An 18,661-nucleotide genomic window follows, 5' to 3' on the forward strand; every position below is an offset into this window, starting at 1 on the left:
CCATGGACGCATGAGTGGACCGACCCGCATCCCCGCCCCCGACGGGGTCGCCCCCGCCGCCGCGTACTCGCATGTCGTCCTCGGCAGCGGCCGCTTCGTGGCGGTCTCGGGCCAGCTCGCCCTGGACGAGGACGGCAGGCTCGTCGGCGAGGGCGACCCGGCGGCGCAGGCCCGCCAGGTCTTCGAGAACCTGCGCCGCTGCCTGGCCGCCGCCGACGCGACCTTCGACGACGTCGTCAAACTCACCTACTTCGTCACGGACATGGCCCACATGCCGGCCGTCCGCGCCGCCCGGGACGCCCACATACCCGCGGACCGCCTGCCGGCCGCCTCCGCGGTCCAGGTCGCCGCGCTGATCGGCCCCGAGTTCCTGATGGAGATCGAGGCGTACGCGGTGCTCGGCGGATGAGCGGCGTCCTCGTCCGGGAGATGAACCTCGCGGACTGCGACCGGGTGGCGGAGATCCGCGTCCGCGGCTGGCGGACCGCCTACCGGGGCCTGATGCCCTCGTCGTACCTCGACGCGCTCAGCGTCGCGGAGGACGCGGCGCGACGGCGCGCTCGCTTCGGGCAGGGCGGCGGCACCGTGGTGAACCTGGTCGCGGAACAGGCGGGCGAGGTGGTCGGCTGGGCCTGCCACGGCCCGTACCGCGACGGCGAAGTCCTCGCCACGGACGTCGAGTTGTACGCGATCTACGTCGACCCGGACCGGACGGGCTCCGGCGTGGGACGCGCGCTGCTGCGGGCGTCGGCCGAGCGCTGTGCCGCCGCCGGGTACGAGCGGATGCTGTTGTGGGTGCTCAAGGAGAACTCCGCGGCCCGCGGGTTCTACGAGCACGCCGGCTTCGGCCCCGACGGCGCCGAGGAGCCGTTCGAGGCGGGCGGGGTCGAGGTGCCCGAGGTCCGCTACGCCGGGGCGCTCACCGGCCTCCCCGCACCGGTACCGTCGCGCACCGGTGCCGACGCCGGTGCCCCCGCGGACGCCGATGCGGTCACCGGCGTCCCCCCGGAGGGCTCCGCGGTCTGACCCCCGAAGGGCCCCGCGCTCCGACGCGGGGCGGCCCCCGGGAGGGCTGCCGCGGATCGGCTCCGCCGGACCCCTCACCGGTTCCGGGCGCTCTCCCCCGAAGTGCGTGCCGGCCTCGGGACCGGCGGGGAAGCACCGGCGGACGGGGGAACGGCGGCAGGCGGAGAGGTGGCGGCAGGCGGGGGCCGGCCTACGGGCAAACGGCGACAGCGCGGCGGTGTCGTGTCACCGGGGCAGCCGGCCCAGCGCCCGCACCGCCTGCTCGGCGAGGACCGGGTGTGCGAGCGCGTCGTTCAGCACGGGTCTCGCGCGGACGTCCCCCAGCTCGCCCAAGCCCTCCACGCAGGCCAGGGCGACGGCGCGGTACGGATCGTGCGGGCCCAGCCGCCGCCGCAACGTGGTGATCAGCGCGGGCACGGCCTCGGGGGCGCGCAGCGCGACCAGCAGCCGCACCGGATGCAGGGCGTAGGCGACGCGCAGCTCGTTGGTCGCGAGCGCCGCCGCCGCGCGCGCGGTGCGCGGGTCACCGAGCAGCGCGAGCGCGTGGGCCGCGGACGCGCAGCGCCGTGGTTCGCGGTGGTTGAGCAGCAGGACGAGCGCCTCGAAGGCCCGCCGGTCCCCGGCGGCCCCGAGCCGGAAGGCCGCCAGCTCCCGCGCCCACAGCGGCTGTCCCGGTTCGGTCAGCGCCGCCGCCAGCACGTCGAGGTCCTCGGTCGCCAGGAGCCGGCCGTACGCCGAAGAGGCCCCCGCCTCGGTCCGTAGACGCTCCGTGAGTGATCGCAACTCCTCGTCCATGCCGCCGAGACTAGAGGCGACACCTCGACGGGGGGACGTACATCACCAACTCAGGGGCTGGCGCGCTCGTTACCGGCGGGTTAAGCTCAGACGAGCGAGTTACCCACTCGTGTGTACCTCAGGGCGGCCTGGTGACGCAGCCGCCGTGAGAGCAGTCGGTTCGGTGCTTCAGGCACCGCAGTACGACACGGCTCCGGGACAGGGCCGGTCGGCTCCACCGTTCACCGGGCGACCCATCGCGGTCTCCCGGACCGGACGGAACCGGGCCTGTGCGTTCGTCGGCCCGGCACCACCCGCAATGCTCCGCACCCCGTGCGCTCCGTCGCGCATCCGTGCGTCCTCTCCTCAGTCGTCACCCTCATCTGGAGTCCCGCGATGGCCGCTCCCCAGTCCGACCTTCCTCTGTCCCCTCTCAAGACCGTCGCCGTCGTCGGCCTCGGCACCATGGGCACCGGCATCGCCGAGGTGCTCGCCCGGGCCGGACGCGAGGTCGTCGGCATCGACATCAGCGAGGCCGCGGCCGTCCAGGCCGTCACCGCGCTCGAAGCCTCCACCGCCCGCGCCGTGCGGCGCGAACGCCTCACCGAGCAGGAGCGGGCGGACGTCCTCGCCCGCTTCCGCACCTCCACCGACCTCGCCGCCGCGGCCGACGCCGACCTGGTCATCGAGGTGACCCCGGAGTCGTACGACATCAAGCAGCAGGTCTTCCGCGCGCTGGACGGCATCGTGCGCCCGGACACCGTCCTGGCCACCGGCACCAACGCCCTCTCGGTGACACGGCTGGCGGCCGACTCGGCCCACCCCGAGCGCGTCCTCGGCCTGCACTTCTTCAATCCGGCGCCCGCGATGAAGCTCGTCGAGGTGGTCTCCTCCGTGCTGACCGCGCCCGCGGCGGTCGGCGCCGTCACCAACCTCGCCCTCGACCTGGGCAAGGAGCCCGTCGCGGTCGGCGACCGCCCCGGCTTCGTCGCCGACGGACTGCTCTTCGGCTACCTGAACCAGGCGGCCGCGATGTACGAGGCGAAGTACGCCTCCCGCGAGGACATCGACGCCGCGATGCGGCTCGGCTGCGGCCTGCCCATGGGCCCGCTCGCCCTGCTCGACCTGATCGGCGTCGACACGGCCCGTACGGTCCTGGAGGCCATGTACGCCGAGTCCCGCGACCGGCTGCACGCCCCCGCGCCCATCCTCAAGCAGCTCAGCGAGGCGGGCCTGACCGGCCGGAAGTCGGGTCGCGGCTTCTACTCCTACGAGGCGCCCGGCAGCGCGAGCGTCGTGCGGGACGCGCTGACCCCCCTCTCCGGCGGCACCGGCACGCCGGGCCGTCCGGTCCGCTCGGTCGGTGTCGCGGGCTCCGGGACGATGGCGTCCGGCATCGCCGAGGTCTTCGCGAAGGCCGGCCACGAGGTCGTCCTGGCCGCCCGCAGCGAGGAGAAGGCGCAGGCCGCCAAGGCCCGGATCGGCAAGTCGCTGGCGCGGTCGGTCGACAAGGGCCGGATGACCGCCGAGGCCGCCGCGAGCACCCTGGACCTGATCACGCCGTCGGGTTCGTACGACTCCTTCGCCGAGGTCGATCTCGCCCTGGAGGCGGTGGCCGAGGACCTGGAGGTCAAGCAGCAGCTGTTCGCGGTCTTCGACAAGGTCTGCAAGCCCGGCGCGATCCTCGCGACCACGACCTCCTCGCTGCCCGTCGTGGCCTGCGCCCGCGCCACCTCGCGCCCGCAGGACGTGATCGGCATGCACTTCTTCAACCCGGCCCCGGCGATGAAGCTGGTCGAGGTGGTCCGGACCGTCCTGACCGCGGACGACGTGCACGCCACGGTCCGCGAGCTGTGCGAGAAGATCCGCAAGCACCCGGTGGACTGCGGCGACCGCGCCGGATTCATCGTGAACGCGCTGCTCTTCCCGTACCTGAACAACGCGGTCAAGATGGTCCAGGAGCACTACGCGACGCTGGACGACATCGACGCGGCGATGAAGCTCGGCGGCGGGTACCCGATGGGCCCCTTCGAGCTCCTGGACGTGGTGGGCCTGGACGTCTCCCTGGCCATCGAGAAGGTGCTGCACCGGGAGTTCCGTGACCCGGGCCTCGCCCCGGCGCCGCTCCTGGAGCATCTGGTGGCCGCGGGCTGCCTCGGCCGCAAGACGGGCCGCGGCTTCCGCGAATATGCCCGCCGCTGACCGTCCCGGCGACCGGTCCGCGGACAGCGCCGACTGGGGCGGACTGCTCGACCCGACCGGAAACCCCCCGCCCGTCGAGGGTGGGGGGATCACCGGACTTGCACGTTCTCCTGCGCGGATGCAGTACGTTCGGGTCATGTCCCAGCCCGCCAGGTCCCCACGTACACCGGCCACGCCCGACGCACCGGAGAGTGCCGCCGGCAGCCGCGCCGCCGCGCAACGGCTCAAGATGCGACGGGAACTGGCGGCCTCGGCCATGGAGCTGTTCGCGACCAAGGGCTACGAGGCGACCACCGTCGACGAGATCGCGGCCCGGGCCGGGGTCGCCCGCCGCACCTTCTTCCGCCACTTCCGTTCCAAGGAAGAGGCGATCTTCCCCGACCACGACGACACCCTGATCCGCGCCGAGGCGGTCCTCGACGCGGCGCCCGCGCACGAGCACCCCCTGGACACGGTGTGCCGCGGCATCAAGGAAGTCATGAAGATGTACGCGGCCCAGCCCGAGATCTCCGTCTCGCGCTACAAACTGACCCGCGAGGTACCCACGCTCCGGGAGGCCGAGATCGCCTCCGTCGCCCGCTACGAGCGGCTCTTCACCCGCTACCTCCTCGGTCACTTCGACGAGCACGCCCACGACGACGACGCCAACGACGATCCGCTGCTCGCGGAGGTCGCCGCGTCCGCCGTGGTCACGGCGCACAACCACGTCCTGCGGCGCTGGCTGCGGGCCGGCGGCCAGGGCGACGTGGAGACGCAGCTCGACCACGCCTTCGCCATCGTCCGACGGACGTTCGGGACCGGTATCGGCGCCGGGCGGGACACCTCGCCGCGCACAGCGCCCGCGAGCTCCTTCACGGAGGGGGACGTCCTGGTGACCGTGGCCCGGGTCGACGCCCCCCTCGACCAGGTGATGCGCACGATCGAGCAGGCGCTGCGCGACCGCCCCCAGGGTTCGTAGAACCGGCGGAACCCGCGGAAGAGTGGGTCCCGCCCGTTCCGGGGACGGGCCTTCCCCGGTGGCTCTCCCGGGGGCGGCCCGCCACCGCGTCCGGTGTTCCGAGGTCCGTGACCTCACACCCCGCGCCCCACGGCGTCCGCACCCCGCGCCGCCCCCGGCGACGCACCTGGCAACGCCCCCGCCACCGTCACCCGATCGGCGGAGCGCCGGAGCGGGTGTCCGGGCCGCTCGCCGCCGCGGAAACTCCCTCACTCGCGTGGCACTCCGGGCCCCGGGACGACACTCTCCGCACCCGTCGTGTCACCCTCCGCCTCCTGCGGACCATCCGTCGACCGCCTCGCCGTCACCTCGCCGCGCCCCCCATTCCCGGGCGAGAGCCGGTCACACCCCCTCCGAACAGGGGTTTTGATCGATCATCGGGTTGCCTGATCGATCATCGCTCACGTGGTGCGTAAAGATTTCACCTGAGCGCAACTCATGGCACTCCGTGCCTTGCCAGGTGACACGGCGTGCCATACGTTGAGGGTGTCCGGGCGGCCGGCGTGCAGAGATCCCTCGTACGCCGGCTGTCCCCGCACACCCCTGGTGAGCGCGCCCGGACGCCTGCGTCACAGGCACCCTCCCGCGCCGACAAGGCGCTGCCACCGCACCACCTCCGCCGAACCGACGGCACACCCCTCACCTCAAGCAGCAGCACCGACGTAACCCCAGCGTCTTCCCTCGGACGCGTACCGCCGGAGGCAACACCGTGAAGGAAATCCTGGACGCGATCCAGTCGCCGGAATCCACGTCCGCCGACTTCGCCGCTCTTCCGCTCCCCGAGTCCTACCGTGCCGTCACCGTGCACAAGGACGAGACGGAGATGTTCGCCGGGCTCAGCACCCGCGACAAGGACCCCCGCAAGTCGATCCACCTGGACGACGTGCCGGTGCCGGAGCTCGGCCCCGGCGAGGCCCTGGTGGCCGTCATGGCCTCCTCGGTCAACTACAACTCCGTGTGGACCTCGATCTTCGAGCCGATGTCGACCTTCGGCTTCCTGGAGCGCTACGGGCGGCTCAGCGAGCTCACCAAGCGCCACGACCTGCCGTACCACGTCATCGGCTCCGACCTCGCGGGCGTGGTGCTGCGCACCGGTCCCGGCGTGAACTCCTGGAAGCCCGGAGACGAGGTCGTCGCGCACTGCCTCTCGGTCGAGCTGGAGTCCTCGGACGGCCACAACGACACGATGCTCGACCCCGAGCAGCGGATCTGGGGCTTCGAGACCAACTTCGGCGGCCTCGCCGAGATCGCGCTCGTCAAGTCCAACCAGCTCATGCCGAAGCCCGACCACCTGAGCTGGGAGGAGGCCGCGGCCCCGGGTCTCGTCAACTCCACCGCGTACCGCCAGCTGGTGTCGAGGAACGGCGCCGGCATGAAGCAGGGCGACAACGTGCTCATCTGGGGCGCGAGCGGCGGGCTCGGCTCGTACGCCACCCAGTTCGCGCTCGCCGGCGGCGCCAACCCCATCTGCGTCGTCAGCAGCGAGCAGAAGGCGGACATCTGCCGCTCGATGGGCGCCGAGGCGATCATCGACCGCAACGCCGAGGGCTACAAGTTCTGGAAGGACGAGTCCACCCAGGACCCGAAGGAGTGGAAGCGCTTCGGCAAGCGCATCCGCGAGTTCACCGGGGGCGAGGACATCGACATCGTCTTCGAGCACCCCGGCCGCGAGACCTTCGGCGCGAGCGTCTACGTCACCCGCAAGGGCGGCACCATCACCACCTGCGCCTCGACCTCGGGCTACATGCACGAGTACGACAACCGCTACCTGTGGATGTCGCTGAAGCGGATCATCGGCTCGCACTTCGCGAACTACCGCGAGGCCTGGGAGGCCAACCGGCTCGTCGCCAAGGGCAAGATCCACCCCACGCTCTCCAAGGTCTACTCCCTGGAGGACACCGGGCAGGCCGCCTACGACGTGCACCGCAACCTCCACCAGGGCAAGGTCGGTGTGCTCACCCTGGCGCCCCGTGAGGGCCTGGGTGTGCGCGACGAGGAGAAGCGCGCGCAGCACATCGACGCCATCAACCGCTTCCGGAACGTCTGAGGTCACCAGATGACAGAGCGTCAGCGTCAGAAGGACCGGCCGTGGCTCATGCGCACGTACGCCGGTCACTCCACGGCCGAGGCGTCCAACGAGCTGTACCGGCGCAACCTCGCCAAGGGCCAGACCGGCCTGTCGGTCGCGTTCGACCTGCCGACCCAGACCGGCTACGACCCCGACCACGTCCTCGCCCGCGGCGAGGTCGGCCGGGTCGGGGTTCCGGTCTCGCACCTCGGTGACATGCGCCGTCTGTTCCAGGACATCCCCCTGGACCAGATGAACACCTCGATGACCATCAACGCCACCGCCATGTGGCTGCTGGCGCTCTATCAGGTCGTCGCCGAGGAGCAGGGTGTGGACATCACCACGCTCCAGGGGACGACGCAGAACGACATCGTGAAGGAGTACCTCTCGCGCGGGACGCACGTCTTCCCGCCGGGGCCCTCGCTCCGTCTGACGACGGACATGATCGCGTACACGGTCTCCCACATCCCCAGGTGGAACCCGATCAACATCTGCTCGTACCACCTCCAGGAGGCCGGTGCCACGCCGGTCCAGGAGATCGCGTACGCGATGTCGACGGCCGTCGCGGTGCTGGACGCCGTCCGCGACTCGGGGCAGGTGCCCCCGGAGAAGTTCGGCGACGTCGTCGCCCGCATCTCCTTCTTCGTGAACGCGGGGGTCCGGTTCATCGAGGAGATGTGCAAGATGCGCGCGTTCGGGCGCATCTGGGACGAGGTCACGCGCGAGCGGTACGGCATCCAGGACCCGAAGCAGCGCCGCTTCCGCTACGGCGTCCAGGTCAACTCCCTCGGGCTGACCGAGGCCCAGCCGGAGAACAACGTCCAGCGGATCGTGCTGGAGATGCTGGCCGTGACGCTCTCGAAGGACGCCCGCGCGCGGGCCGTGCAGCTTCCCGCCTGGAACGAGGCGCTGGGCCTGCCCCGGCCCTGGGACCAGCAGTGGTCGCTGCGCATCCAGCAGGTCCTGGCCCACGAGAGCGACCTGCTGGAGTACGAGGACATCTTCGAGGGCTCGCACGTCATCGAGGCCAAGGTGGCCTCCCTGGTCGAGGAGTCGCTCGCCGAGATGGACCGGATCGAGGAGATGGGCGGCGCGATGGCCGCCGTCGAGTCCGGCTATCTCAAGTCGCAGCTCGTCTCCTCGCACGCCGAGCGCCGGGCGCGGATCGAGGGCGGCGACGAGAAGATAGTCGGCGTCAACATCTACGAGTCGACGGAGCCCAACCCGCTCACCGCCGATCTGGACGCGGCGATCCAGACCGTCGACCCCGCGGTCGAGGCCCGGGTCGTCGCCGCACTCGGGCAGTGGCGCGACACCCGCTACCAGCCGCCCTTCAACCACCCGCGCCCCTGCAAGGCGCTGGAGCGGCTGAAGGAGGCGGCCAAGGGCACCGACAACCTCATGGAGGCCACCCTGGAGTGCGCCCGCGCCGGGGTCACGACCGGCGAGTGGTCCGGGGCCCTGCGCGAGGTCTTCGGCGAGTTCCGCGCACCGACCGGCGTCTCCTCGGCGCCCGTCGCGGTCACCGCCGAGGAGGGCACCGCGCTGGCGCTGGTGCGCCGGCGGGTCGAGGAGACCGCCCGGGAACTCGGTGTGGGCAAGCTCCGCTTCCTGGTCGGCAAGCCGGGTCTTGACGGGCACTCCAACGGCGCCGAGCAGATCGCCGTGCGGGCCCGTGACGCCGGGTTCGAGGTGGTCTACCAGGGCATCCGGCTGACGCCCGAACAGATCGTGGACGCCTCCGTCGCCGAGGACGTGCACGCCGTGGGCCTGTCCATCCTGTCCGGCTCGCACGCCCAGCTGGTGCCCGACGTGCTGGACCGGCTGCGCGAGGCCGGCGCCCCCGACATCCCGGTGATCGCGGGCGGGATCATCCCGAACGCCGACGCCGAACAGCTGCGAGCCGCCGGAGTGGCCGCGGTCTTCACCCCGAAGGACTTCGACATCACGGGAATCATCGGCCGTATCGTCGACGAGATCCGGAAAGCGAACAAGCTCGACCCCCTGGAGGTCCCCGCATGACAACGCCCGTCAACCGCCTTCGTCCGCGGCGGTCCTGCCTGGCCGTGCCCGGCTCGAACCCGCGCTTCCTGGAGAAGGCCCAGGGCCTCCCCGCGGACCAGGTCTTCCTCGACCTGGAGGACGCCTGCGCCCCGCTGGCCAAGCCCGACGCGCGGCACACGATCGTGAAGTTCCTCAACGAGGGCGACTGGACCGGCAAGACGCGGGTCGTACGGGTGAACGACTGGACGACGCACTGGACGTACCGCGACGTCGTCACGGTCGTCGAGGGCGCGGGCCAGAACCTCGACTGCATCATGCTGCCGAAGGTCCAGGACGCCCAGCAGGTCGTGGCCCTCGACCTGCTGCTGACCCAGATCGAGAAGACGATGGGCTTCGAGGTCGGGAAGATCGGCATCGAGGCGCAGATCGAGAACGCGAAGGGCCTGGTGAACGTCGACGAGATCGCCGCCGCCTCGCCGCGCGTGGAGACCATCATCTTCGGCCCCGCCGACTTCATGGCGTCGATCAACATGAAGTCGCTCGTCGTCGGCGAGCAGCCTCCCGGGTACCCGGCGGACGCGTACCACTACATCCTGATGCGCATCCTGATGGCCGCGCGGACACACGACCTCCAGGCGATCGACGGCCCCTATCTGCAGATCCGCAACCAGGAGGGGTACCGCGAGGTCGCCGGGCGCGCCGCCGCCCTCGGTTTCGACGGCAAGTGGGTGCTGCACCCCGACCAGGTGGCCGCGGCCAACGAGATCTTCTCGCCCTCCCAGGAGGACTTCGACCACGCCGAGCTGATCCTCGACGCATACGAGTACTACACGTCCGAGGCGGGCGGCAAGAAGGGCTCCGCGATGCTCGGTGACGAGATGATCGACGAGGCCAGCCGCAAGATGGCACTGGTGATCTCCGGCAAGGGCCGGGCGGCCGGCATGCAGCGCACCAGCAAGTTCGAAGCTCCGGAGGCCTGAGCACCATGCAGTTCGGACGCACGTACGAAGAGTTCGAGGTCGGTGCGGTCTACAAGCACTGGCCCGGCAAGACGGTCACCGAGTACGACGACCATCTCTTCTGCCTTCTGACCATGAACCACCACCCCCTCCACCTGGACACGAACTACGCGGAGCGGACGACGGACTTCGGCCGCAACGTCGTCGTGGGGAACTACGTCTACTCGCTGCTGCTCGGCATGTCGGTCCCCGACGTGTCCGGGAAGGCGATCGCGAACCTGGAGATCGAGTCGCTCCGGCATGTGGCGCCGACCTTCCACGGCGACACGATCTACGGCGAGACGACCGTCCTGGACAAGACGCCCTCCCGGTCGAAGAGCGACCGCGGGATCGTCCATGTCGAGACCAAGGGCTACAAGCAGGACGGCACGCTCGTCTGCGTGTTCCGCCGCAAGGTGATGGTCCCCACCGAGACGTACATCAAGGAGCGCGGCGGCGAGCAGCCGGGCCGCCCGGAGCCGACCGCCCCCGCGGAGAAGAAGACGGAGAAGTAGCCATGGCGCGACTCGCCCAGACCGCCGGTCTGACCGACGTCCAGCAGGAGATCCTCTCCACGGTCCGCGACTTCGTGGACAAGGAGATCATCCCGGTCGCCACCGAGCTGGAGCACCGCGACGAGTACCCGCAGCAGATCGTCGACGGCCTGAAGGAACTGGGCCTGTTCGGCCTGATGATCCCCGAGGAGTACGGGGGCCTCGGGGAGTCGCTCCTCACCTACGCGCTGTGCGTCGAGGAGATCGCCCGCGGCTGGATGTCGGTCTCCGGCATCATCAACACGCACTTCATCGTGGCGTACATGCTCAAGCAGCACGGCACCCAGGAGCAGAAGGACCACTTCCTGCCCCGGATGGCGCTGGGCGAGGTGCGGGGCGCGTTCTCGATGTCGGAGCCGGCGCTCGGCTCGGACGTGTCGGCGATCTCGTCCAAGGCGGTCCGGGACGGCGACGAGTACGTCCTGAACGGTCAGAAGATGTGGCTGACCAACGGCGGCTCGTCGACGCTGGTGGCCGTGCTCGTGCGCAGCGACGAGGGCCACCCGGAGGGCACCGCGCCGCACAAGTCGATGACGACCTTCCTGGTGGAGAAGGAGCCCGGCTTCGGCGAGGTGCGTCCCGGGCTCACCATCCCCGGGAAGATCGACAAGATGGGCTACAAGGGCGTCGACACCACCGAGCTCATCATGGACGGACTGCGAGTTCCGGCCGATCGGGTGCTCGGCGGGTCCACGGGCCGAGGGTTTTACCAAATGATGGACGGAGTCGAGGTCGGTCGCGTGAACGTGGCGGCCCGTGGCTGCGGCGTCGCTCAGCGTGCCTTCGAACTGGGCGTCTCGTATGCCCAGCAGCGTCACACTTTCGGCAAGCCCATCGCCCAGCACCAGGCCATCCAGTTCAAGCTGGCGGAGATGGCCACCAAGGTCGAGGCGGCCCATGCGATGATGGTGAACGCGGCCCGCAAAAAGGACTCCGGGGAACGAAACGACCTCGAAGCGGGCATGGCGAAGTACCTGGCGTCCGAATACTGCAAGGAAGTCGTCGAGGACGCCTTCCGGATCCACGGCGGCTACGGCTTCTCGAAGGAGTACGAGATCGAGCGTCTCTACCGGGAGGCGCCGATGCTGCTGATCGGCGAAGGCACCGCCGAGATCCAGAAAATGATCATCGGCCGCCGACTGCTCGAAGAGTATCGACTCCAGGGCTAGACCGGGCTGGATGTCCTGGTTCGGGGTGTTTTCTTCGAGAAGAAGATCACACCCCGTCAACACTCTTGGGCCGCCGACTCGGCTTCCTGGCTTGCCCAGTTGTGGTCAACGACCGGTACGATCCCGGGAAAGCCGCCGTCCCCCGTTCCAGCGCGGCATCATCCGCTACGAAGGTCATCCATGCCCCACAGCCAAACCTCTGCACCTCGCGACAGCCTGGTCGGCGTACGCCTTGCGCGCGGAGCATCGCCGTGGCTTCTCCCGACCGTTGCCACCGCAGCACTCAGCCTGGCCCGCTCGCGCCGCTCCGGCGCCGCCAAGGCCGTGGCCGTACCCGCCACCGCGCTCGCGGCGGGCATGCTGTGGTTCTTCCGCGACCCCGAGCGTGAGATCGCCCAGGGCCGTGTCATCTCGCCCGCCGACGGTGTGGTGCAGAGCATCATGCCCTGGAAGGACGGGCGCACCCGCGTCGCGATCTTCATGAGCCCGCTCAACGTGCATGTCAACCGTGCGCCGCTCTCCGGCACGGTGACCTCGGTCGAGCACATCCCCGGTGGGTTCGTTCCGGCGTTCAACAAGGAGAGCGAGAACAACGAGCGTGTCGTCTGGCACTTCGACACCGAGCTCGGCGACATCGAGATGATCCAGATCGCCGGAGCCGTCGCCCGTCGTATCGTTCCTTATGTACCCCGGGGCACGAAGGTCGAGCAGGGCGAGCGGATCGGCCTGATCCGTTTCGGCTCGCGTGTCGACATCTACCTCCCCGAGGGCGTCGAGGTCGATGTGGAAGTCGGTCAGAAGACCGTGGCTGGGGTGACTCGAATTGACCGTGATTGATCCCGATACACAGGCCGGCTGGGTGCCGGAGGCCGACGAGGCGGACGACGAGGAGGAGATGCCCCTCTCTCTCCGCCTCTCGATAGCGGACACCCTCACCCTCGGCAACGCCACGTGCGGCTTCATGGCGGTGTACTTCACCACCACCGGCATCCTGATCCCGCACCTCACCGGCAGCCAGGAGTCGGGCATGGCGCGGCACAGCGCCGCCACGGCCGTCATCCTGATGCTCTGCGCCGCGGTCTTCGACCTGTTCGACGGCCTGGTGGCGAGGAAACTGCGCTCCTCCCCCATGGGCGCGGAACTCGACAACCTGTCGGACCTGATCAGCTTCGGCCTCGCTCCGGCCTACTTCGTGCTGGTCTACGGCATGGTCGCGGACGACGCGCACCAGAGAGTGGCCGCGGTCGGCGCGATCGTGGTGCTGCTGGCGGTCGTACTGCGACTGGCGCGCTTCTCCTGCGTGACGGTCAAGGACGGCACGTTCCAGGGCATGCCGTCGCCGTTCGGCGCGCTGACGGTGGTCTCGATCGTGCTGCTGGAGCTCCCCTTCGTCGCCACGCTCATGGCGATCATCGGGACCGCGTGGCTCATGGTGAGCCGGGTCGAGTACCCGAAGCCGCGGGGCCGCCTCGCGGTGGCGATGCTCTCCTGGATCGTCCTGAGCATGGGCATGCTGGCGGCCTGGGCCTTCGACGCTCCGGGCGGACAGCTGCTCCTGCAGACCGGGTGCGCGCTGCAGCTGGTCCTCGGCGCGGTGATCCCCCTCTTCGCCACGGCCCGCAGGGTGAACAACTTCCGCGACAACCGTCGCGAGGCGCGGGCGGCACAGCTCCCGTAACACCCCGCCGGACCCCGTACGCCCCCGAAGGGCCCCGAACCGACCGGTTCGGGGCCCTTCGTCGCGGGCGGACGCCCTCGGTGGCGGGCGCGGGCCGTCAGCCGCCCGGGGTGTAGCCCTCGGCCACCGCGGAGGCGGCGGCCGGCCGGACGACCTTCATCCCGCCCACGGCGTTCTTGTCGGGCTGCAGGATGACGCTCTCCTTCGAGGAGGGGGCCTCCGGGTCGGTGAAGTCCTGGGTGATCCCGAAGCCCGGGTCGAACGCGTTGATCGTCAGCAGCGCCTTGTCGACGCCCTCCCGGGTGAGGTCCTTCCCGGCGCAGGCCTTCTTGAGGGCCTCGCCGAACGCGAGGGCGGCGGTCCAGCCGGCCACCACACCGTTGTCCAGGGAGTCCTTCGGGTAGGCGGCCTTGTAGTCCGCGACCAGCTTCTTGGCCTGCGGGGTGTCCGCGCCGATGGGCAGCGAGGGCGAGGCGACCCAGTAGTTCTTCATCAGGGCGGGGCCCGCCTGGGTGGCGAGCAGCTGCGGCGCGAAGGCCGAGTTGTTCCCGATGATCGGCACGTCGAACCTGCCCGCAGCCGCGACCCCGACGAGCGAGGCGGCCTGGCGCGGGCCCGCGCTGATCACGATCGCCTTCACCCCGGCCTGCTTCAGCGCGGCGACCTGGCCGGTCATGTCGTTGTCGGTCGGTTTGATCTTCTGCTCGACGACGGTGAGCCCGGACTTCTCGGCCATGTACTTCGAACCGGCCAGGGCGTTCTCGCCGTAGTCGCCCTCGAAGTACACGTGGCCGACCTTGTCGCCCTTCTTCAGGCCCTTCTCCTTCATCAGGAAGTCGAGGGCGTTGATCGTCTCGATGTCGTACGTGGAGCCGATGACCCGGATGTACGGGCTGCCGAGCAGGTTGGCCGACCAGGCCTGGGGCAGCACCAGGCCCTTGTCCCGGCCGTCCACGCGCTGCTTGACGGCGGCCACGAACGGCGAGCCGATGAACTGGGTGAACCCGAGCACCTTGGGCTCCAGCTCGGTGTATCCGGAGACCGCCTTCTGCGGGTCGTAGCCGTGGTCGCGGACGGTGAGCGCCAGCCGGTAGCCGCACACACCGCCGGCCGCGTTGGTCTGCTTCACATAGAGCTGCTGGGCCTGCGTGACACTCTTGCCGAGGGTCGCGTAGACGCCCGTCATGTCGGTGAGCACGCCGAGCGTGACGGTCTTCCCGGAGACGCCCTCACCGGTCTTGACGCCACCCGCCGCCTCCTTGTCGTCCTTGGCCTTGGAACTGCATCCGGCCAGGACGAGCAGGACCGCGAGCGCGCCCGCGACCGCCTTCGCCGCGGGTGCCCCCGGCCTCCGTGCCATGCGCATGGTCATCTTTCCTCCCCTGGGTTGGGCCTGCCGCGACGCCGGGCGGCCACGCTGACCAGACCGCCGGGCAGGAAGAGCACCGCCGCCACGACGGCGGCGCCGTACAGGTACCGGGCCGCCTCGCCCGGCGCGATTCCGCCGGTGCCCGGGTCCGAGACCAGGGGCAGGGCGTCGCTGTAGTGGGTCAGCAGCTGGGGCAGCAGGGAGACGAAGGCCGCCCCGACCACCGCCCCGGCGACCGAGCCGAGACCACCGATGACGATCATGGCGAGGTAGTCGAGCGAGAGCGTGATCCCGAAGTAGTCGGGCACCGTGCGCTGGAAGACCAGCGCGAGCAGCACCCCGGCCAGCCCCGCGTACATCGAGGACAGGACGAAGACCCCGGCGCGGTACCGGGCGACCGGGACTCCGATCACCCCCGCCGCGATCCGGTGGTCACGGATCGCGTTCAGGGCCCGGCCCGGGCGGCCGCGCAGCACCCCGCGGGCGAACAGCGCGCCCACGAGGAGCAGCAGGAGTCCCACGTACCAGAGCTTCTCGGCGGAGCCGAAGGGTACGGCGGCGACGACGGTCTCGCGGTCGTCGAAGGTCAGCCCGAACAGGCTCAGCGGCGGTACGTCGCGGCCGTTGAAGCCGCCCGTGAGATCACCCGCGTTGAACAGCACGTGCTGACCGATGAAGATCAGCGCGAGGGTCGCGATGCCCAGATAGGCGCCGCGCAGCCGGCCGGCGATGGGGCTGAAGAGGCCTCCCGCGAGACCGGCGACCGCGACCGCGAGCACGGCGGCCAGCCAGGTCGGCAGCCCCAGACCGGTCAGTCCGTCGCTCCCGTCGGCGGCGAACACGCAGTAGCCGTAGGCGCCCACCGCGAGGAAGAACGCGTGGCCCATGGAGAGCTGCCCGGTCGCGCCGGTCAGCAGGTTGATACCGATCGCGCCGATCGCCGCCGCCATCGTGAACAGGCCCGCCTGGAGCCAGAAGCGTTCGAGGTAGAAGGGCAGACCCAGCAGCAGGACGGCGCATCCGGCGAGGACGTACACCCGGCCGTGCGGGAGCCGGAGGGTGCGGCGGCGCGCGGGCCGGGGCTCGTCGGCCGTCTCTTCGCGGGCGAGGACCTCAGACACGGGCGAGCTCCTTCGTACCGAACAGCCCGGCGGGCCGGATGAGCAGGATCGCGACCATCACCACATAGGGCGCGAGGTCTCCGAGACCGCGCCCGAGGAAGCTGAGATCGCTCTGGTAGCCGGTGGCGAGGGACTCGGTGACGCCGACGAGCAGGCCGCCCACGAGCGCGCCCGTCGTCGAGTCGAGGCCGCCGAGGATCGCCGCGGGGAACGCCTTGAGCGCGGCGAGGGAGGTGGCACGTTCCAGTCCGGGCGTCGGGAAGACGGTGAGGAACAGCGCCGCGACCGCGGCCAGTCCCCCGGCGACCGCCCAGGCGCCGAGCGACACCCGGCGCAGCCGCACGCCCATCAGGGCCGCGGTCTCGGGGCTCTCGGCGGCCGCGCGCATCGCCACGCCCCAGGACGTGTAGCGGAAGGCCAGCAGGAACGCCGTGATGAGCAGGGTCGCGGCGGCGAACGCGGCGATCCGGGTGTGCGCGAGGGAGACCGGCCCGACGGTGAGCACGGCGTCCCCCCACGGGTCGCCGGGGCTCAGGACGTTCGTGCCGATGCGGCGGGTCAGTTCCGTGGTGAGCAGGATGTCGACGCCGATGGTGACGATGGCGAGGACACTGTGGTCGGTGCCCCGGTAGCGGCGCATCACCAGGAACTCGACGGCGGCGCCGACCAGCGCGGCGCCGGCGATGCCGACGAGCAGCGCGGGCCAGAAGCCGATGTCGTCGTGGAGGGACGCGGTGATGTAGCCGCCGGCGAGGAGCAGTGAGGCATGGGCGAAGTTGACGACCTCGGTGGCCCGGAAGATCACGACGAAGCCGAGGGCGATCAGGGCGTAGACGGAGCCCAGCGAGACTCCGTTGAGGAGGAGCTCGGCGAACGTGCTCATCGGTCGGTCTCCTCTGCGTCGGGGCGTTCGCCCAGGTAGGCACGGACGACCGCGGGGTCGTTCTGTACGTCGGCGGGGGCGCCCTCGGCGATCCGGCGCCCGAAGTCGAGTACGGTCACCGTGTCGGCGAGCCGCATCACCACCCCCATGTCGTGTTCCACCAGCACGATCGAGATGCCGAGGCTGTCGCGGACGCCCGCGACGACCTCGGCGGTACGGCGCCGTTCGTCGGCGGTCATGCCCGCGACGGGTTCGTCCAGGAGCAGGAGCCGGGGCTCCATGCACAGGGCGCGGGCGAGTTCGGCGAGTTTCTGCTGCCCGTACGGCAACGAGCCCGCGGGGCGGGACAGTTGCCGCTCCAGACCGACGAACGCGGCGATCTCCCGGACGCGTTCACGGTGCCGGCGCTCCTCGCGGACGGCGGACGGCAGCCGCAGCCCCGCGGCGAGGAATCCGGCACGGGTCAGCCGGTGCCGGCCGAGGAGCAGGCTGTCCTCGACCGTGACGTGGGGCGGCAGGGCGAGGTTCTGGAAGATCCGGGCGACACCGAGGGCCGCGATGCGGTGCGGTGGCAGACCGGTCAGTTCGTGCCCGCCGAAGCGGACGCTTCCCGAGGACGGCCGGTAGACACCGGACAGGACGTTGAAACAGGTGGACTTTCCGGCGCCGTTGGGGCCGATGAGAGCGTGCACGGTGCCGGGGCGCACGGTGAGACTCACCGCGTCCAGCGCGGTCAGTCCGGCGAACCGGACCGTCAACTCCCGGACGCTGAGCGGGGGGACGGCCGGACTCTCACCAAGTCCGCCGGTCTCCGGGACGGTCGGTACGGCTTCGGGTCTCTCCACGGCGGCGCTCATCCCTTCCAGCGCGGCAGGGCCGGCAGCGCGCCGCGCGCGCGTGACGCGTCGGCCGCGGCGTCCTCGTCCACCACACCGAGGTAGCGGCGGCGCACCTCGTCGGAGGCGGCCAGCTCGGCGGCGGGACCGGAGAGCGTCACCTCCCCCACCTCCAGGACGTAGGCGTGGGTGGCGAGCCGCAGGGCGAGGGCCGCGTTCTGCTCGACGAGGAGGACGGAGGTCCCCTGCTCGTTGATCTCCCGCACGGTCTCGGCGATCCGGGCGGCCATCAGCGGGGCGAGTCCCAGCGAGGGCTCGTCGAGGAGCAGCACCCTCGGGGCGCCCATGAGCGCCCGGCCGACCGCGAGCATCTGCTGCTCGCCGCCGGACAGCAGTCCGGCGCGCTGCTGGGCGCGCTCGGCCAGCACGGGGAACAGGTCGTGCACGCGACGCAGCGCCCGGGCCCGGTCGGCCCGGCCGCCGGTGGCACCGAGCGCTCCGGCCCGTAGGTTGTCGGCGACCGTCATCCGGGCGAACACCCTTCTGCCTTCCGGCACTTGGGACACTCCTGCGGCGACCACCCGGTCCGGCGGCAGCCGGTCGAGGGGACGCCCGCCCAGGCTGACGGAGCCCGCGGTCACCGCTCCCGCGTGGAAGGAGAGCGTGCGGGACACCGCGCGCAGCAGCGTCGACTTGCCCGCGCCGTTGCCGCCCAGGACCGTGACCACGGCGCCCTCCGGAACGTCCAGCGACACCTGGCGCAGCGCGCGCACGGGTCCGTATCCGACCGACAGGTTCCGTACGAGGAGAGCGGAACCGCCCATGGCACCTCCCTTGTCCTTGCCCCGGTCGTCGTCCTTGCTCGGTGTGGCGCTCACCTCAGCACCGGCGGGGAGCGTCCGTCCACGGGAGACGGGCGAATCGCGGCGGGTGCCCAGAGGTCGTGGCCGCCCGTTGTGCGCGCGCACAACGCTGCGTGTCA

At 70.9% G+C, this 18,661-nt stretch carries 16 protein-coding genes and 1 pseudogene; 11 read left to right on the plus strand and 6 right to left on the minus strand.

All coding sequences use genetic code 11. The features are described from left to right. The first annotated feature begins 10 nt into the window (after positions 1 to 10). Together OG776_RS11465 and OG776_RS11470 are read left to right on the plus strand one after the other, a co-directional pair. Positions 11 to 409: a RidA family protein gene (locus tag OG776_RS11465; protein WP_329320440.1), complete on the plus strand. Its 399-nt coding sequence runs from the start codon at positions 11 to 13 to the stop codon at positions 407 to 409. After that, positions 406 to 924: pseudogene (locus OG776_RS11470) on the plus strand (GNAT family N-acetyltransferase); the annotation flags it as partial. The gene OG776_RS11465 and the pseudogene OG776_RS11470, both read left to right, overlap by 4 nt. A 327-nt stretch (positions 925 to 1,251) precedes the next feature. On the opposite strand, the gene OG776_RS11475 reads toward OG776_RS11470, so the two are convergent. Beyond that, positions 1,252 to 1,821: an adenylosuccinate lyase gene (locus tag OG776_RS11475; protein ID WP_148013022.1), complete on the minus strand. Its 570-nt coding sequence runs from the start codon at positions 1,819 to 1,821 to the stop codon at positions 1,252 to 1,254. Between the two features lie 375 nt (positions 1,822 to 2,196). Here OG776_RS11475 and OG776_RS11480 point away from each other — a divergent pair, with 375 nt between their 5' ends. From OG776_RS11480 to pssA, 9 genes are all read left to right on the plus strand, one after another. Beyond that, positions 2,197 to 4,002 (plus strand): 3-hydroxyacyl-CoA dehydrogenase family protein, encoded by a 1,806-nt coding sequence (locus tag OG776_RS11480; RefSeq protein WP_148013023.1) that lies wholly within the window; start codon positions 2,197 to 2,199, stop codon positions 4,000 to 4,002. Between the two features lie 136 nt (positions 4,003 to 4,138). Beyond that, on the plus strand, positions 4,139 to 4,960 hold the full coding sequence (locus tag OG776_RS11485; RefSeq protein WP_187285951.1) for a TetR family transcriptional regulator: 822 nt from the start codon (positions 4,139 to 4,141) through the stop codon (positions 4,958 to 4,960). A gap of 748 nt (positions 4,961 to 5,708) precedes the next feature. Then, complete coding sequence (gene ccrA / locus OG776_RS11490; protein WP_148013025.1) at positions 5,709 to 7,046, plus strand: crotonyl-CoA carboxylase/reductase; 1,338 nt, start codon at positions 5,709 to 5,711, stop codon at positions 7,044 to 7,046. A gap of 9 nt (positions 7,047 to 7,055) precedes the next feature. Then, positions 7,056 to 9,089: a protein meaA gene (locus OG776_RS11495; RefSeq protein ID WP_148013026.1), complete on the plus strand. Its 2,034-nt coding sequence runs from the start codon at positions 7,056 to 7,058 to the stop codon at positions 9,087 to 9,089. Beyond that, entirely contained in the window at positions 9,086 to 10,051 is a 966-nt protein-coding gene (locus OG776_RS11500) for an HpcH/HpaI aldolase/citrate lyase family protein (RefSeq protein WP_148013027.1), read from the plus strand. The genes OG776_RS11495 and OG776_RS11500 overlap by 4 nt, the downstream gene beginning before the upstream one ends. A 5-nt stretch (positions 10,052 to 10,056) precedes the next feature. After that, a complete protein-coding gene (locus OG776_RS11505) occupies positions 10,057 to 10,584 on the plus strand; it encodes a MaoC family dehydratase (RefSeq protein WP_148013028.1) in 528 nt (175 codons plus the stop codon). Positions 10,585 to 10,586: 2 nt separating this feature from the next. Then, positions 10,587 to 11,792, plus strand: a complete 1,206-nt coding sequence (locus OG776_RS11510) for an acyl-CoA dehydrogenase family protein (RefSeq protein WP_329320447.1) — start codon at positions 10,587 to 10,589, stop codon at positions 11,790 to 11,792. Positions 11,793 to 11,972: 180 nt separating this feature from the next. Beyond that, a complete protein-coding gene (locus OG776_RS11515; protein ID WP_148013030.1) occupies positions 11,973 to 12,629 on the plus strand; it encodes a phosphatidylserine decarboxylase in 657 nt (218 codons plus the stop codon). A gap of 22 nt (positions 12,630 to 12,651) precedes the next feature. Next, positions 12,652 to 13,470 carry a CDP-diacylglycerol--serine O-phosphatidyltransferase gene (gene pssA, locus OG776_RS11520; RefSeq protein WP_148013295.1) on the plus strand — a complete coding sequence of 273 codons (819 nt, stop codon included), beginning with the start codon at positions 12,652 to 12,654 and terminating at the stop codon, positions 13,468 to 13,470. Positions 13,471 to 13,567: 97 nt separating this feature from the next. On the opposite strand, the gene OG776_RS11525 is transcribed toward pssA, so the two are convergent. The 5 genes from OG776_RS11525 to OG776_RS11545 all read right to left on the minus strand — a co-directional run bounded on the left by OG776_RS11525 (position 13,568) and on the right by OG776_RS11545 (position 18,503). Continuing rightward, positions 13,568 to 14,842: an ABC transporter substrate-binding protein gene (locus OG776_RS11525; RefSeq protein WP_329326408.1), complete on the minus strand. Its 1,275-nt coding sequence runs from the start codon at positions 14,840 to 14,842 to the stop codon at positions 13,568 to 13,570. Next, the gene (locus OG776_RS11530) at positions 14,839 to 15,876 is read right to left on the minus strand and encodes a branched-chain amino acid ABC transporter permease (RefSeq protein ID WP_329323695.1); all 1,038 of its coding nucleotides are present in this window, start codon (positions 15,874 to 15,876) and stop codon (positions 14,839 to 14,841) included. The genes OG776_RS11525 and OG776_RS11530 overlap by 4 nt, the downstream gene beginning before the upstream one ends. A gap of 76 nt (positions 15,877 to 15,952) precedes the next feature. After that, entirely contained in the window at positions 15,953 to 16,843 is an 891-nt protein-coding gene (locus OG776_RS11535; protein ID WP_148013032.1) for a branched-chain amino acid ABC transporter permease, read from the minus strand. Further along, positions 16,840 to 17,688 (minus strand): ABC transporter ATP-binding protein, encoded by an 849-nt coding sequence (locus OG776_RS11540; protein WP_410093309.1) that lies wholly within the window; start codon positions 17,686 to 17,688, stop codon positions 16,840 to 16,842. The genes OG776_RS11535 and OG776_RS11540 overlap by 4 nt, the downstream gene beginning before the upstream one ends. Before the next feature lie 8 nt (positions 17,689 to 17,696). Continuing rightward, positions 17,697 to 18,503 (minus strand): ABC transporter ATP-binding protein, encoded by an 807-nt coding sequence (locus OG776_RS11545; RefSeq protein WP_148013297.1) that lies wholly within the window; start codon positions 18,501 to 18,503, stop codon positions 17,697 to 17,699. Positions 18,504 to 18,661 lie beyond the last annotated feature (158 nt).

Source organism: Streptomyces sp. NBC_01689 (assembly GCF_036250675.1).
In the GTDB taxonomy this organism is placed as follows: domain Bacteria; phylum Actinomycetota; class Actinomycetes; order Streptomycetales; family Streptomycetaceae; genus Streptomyces.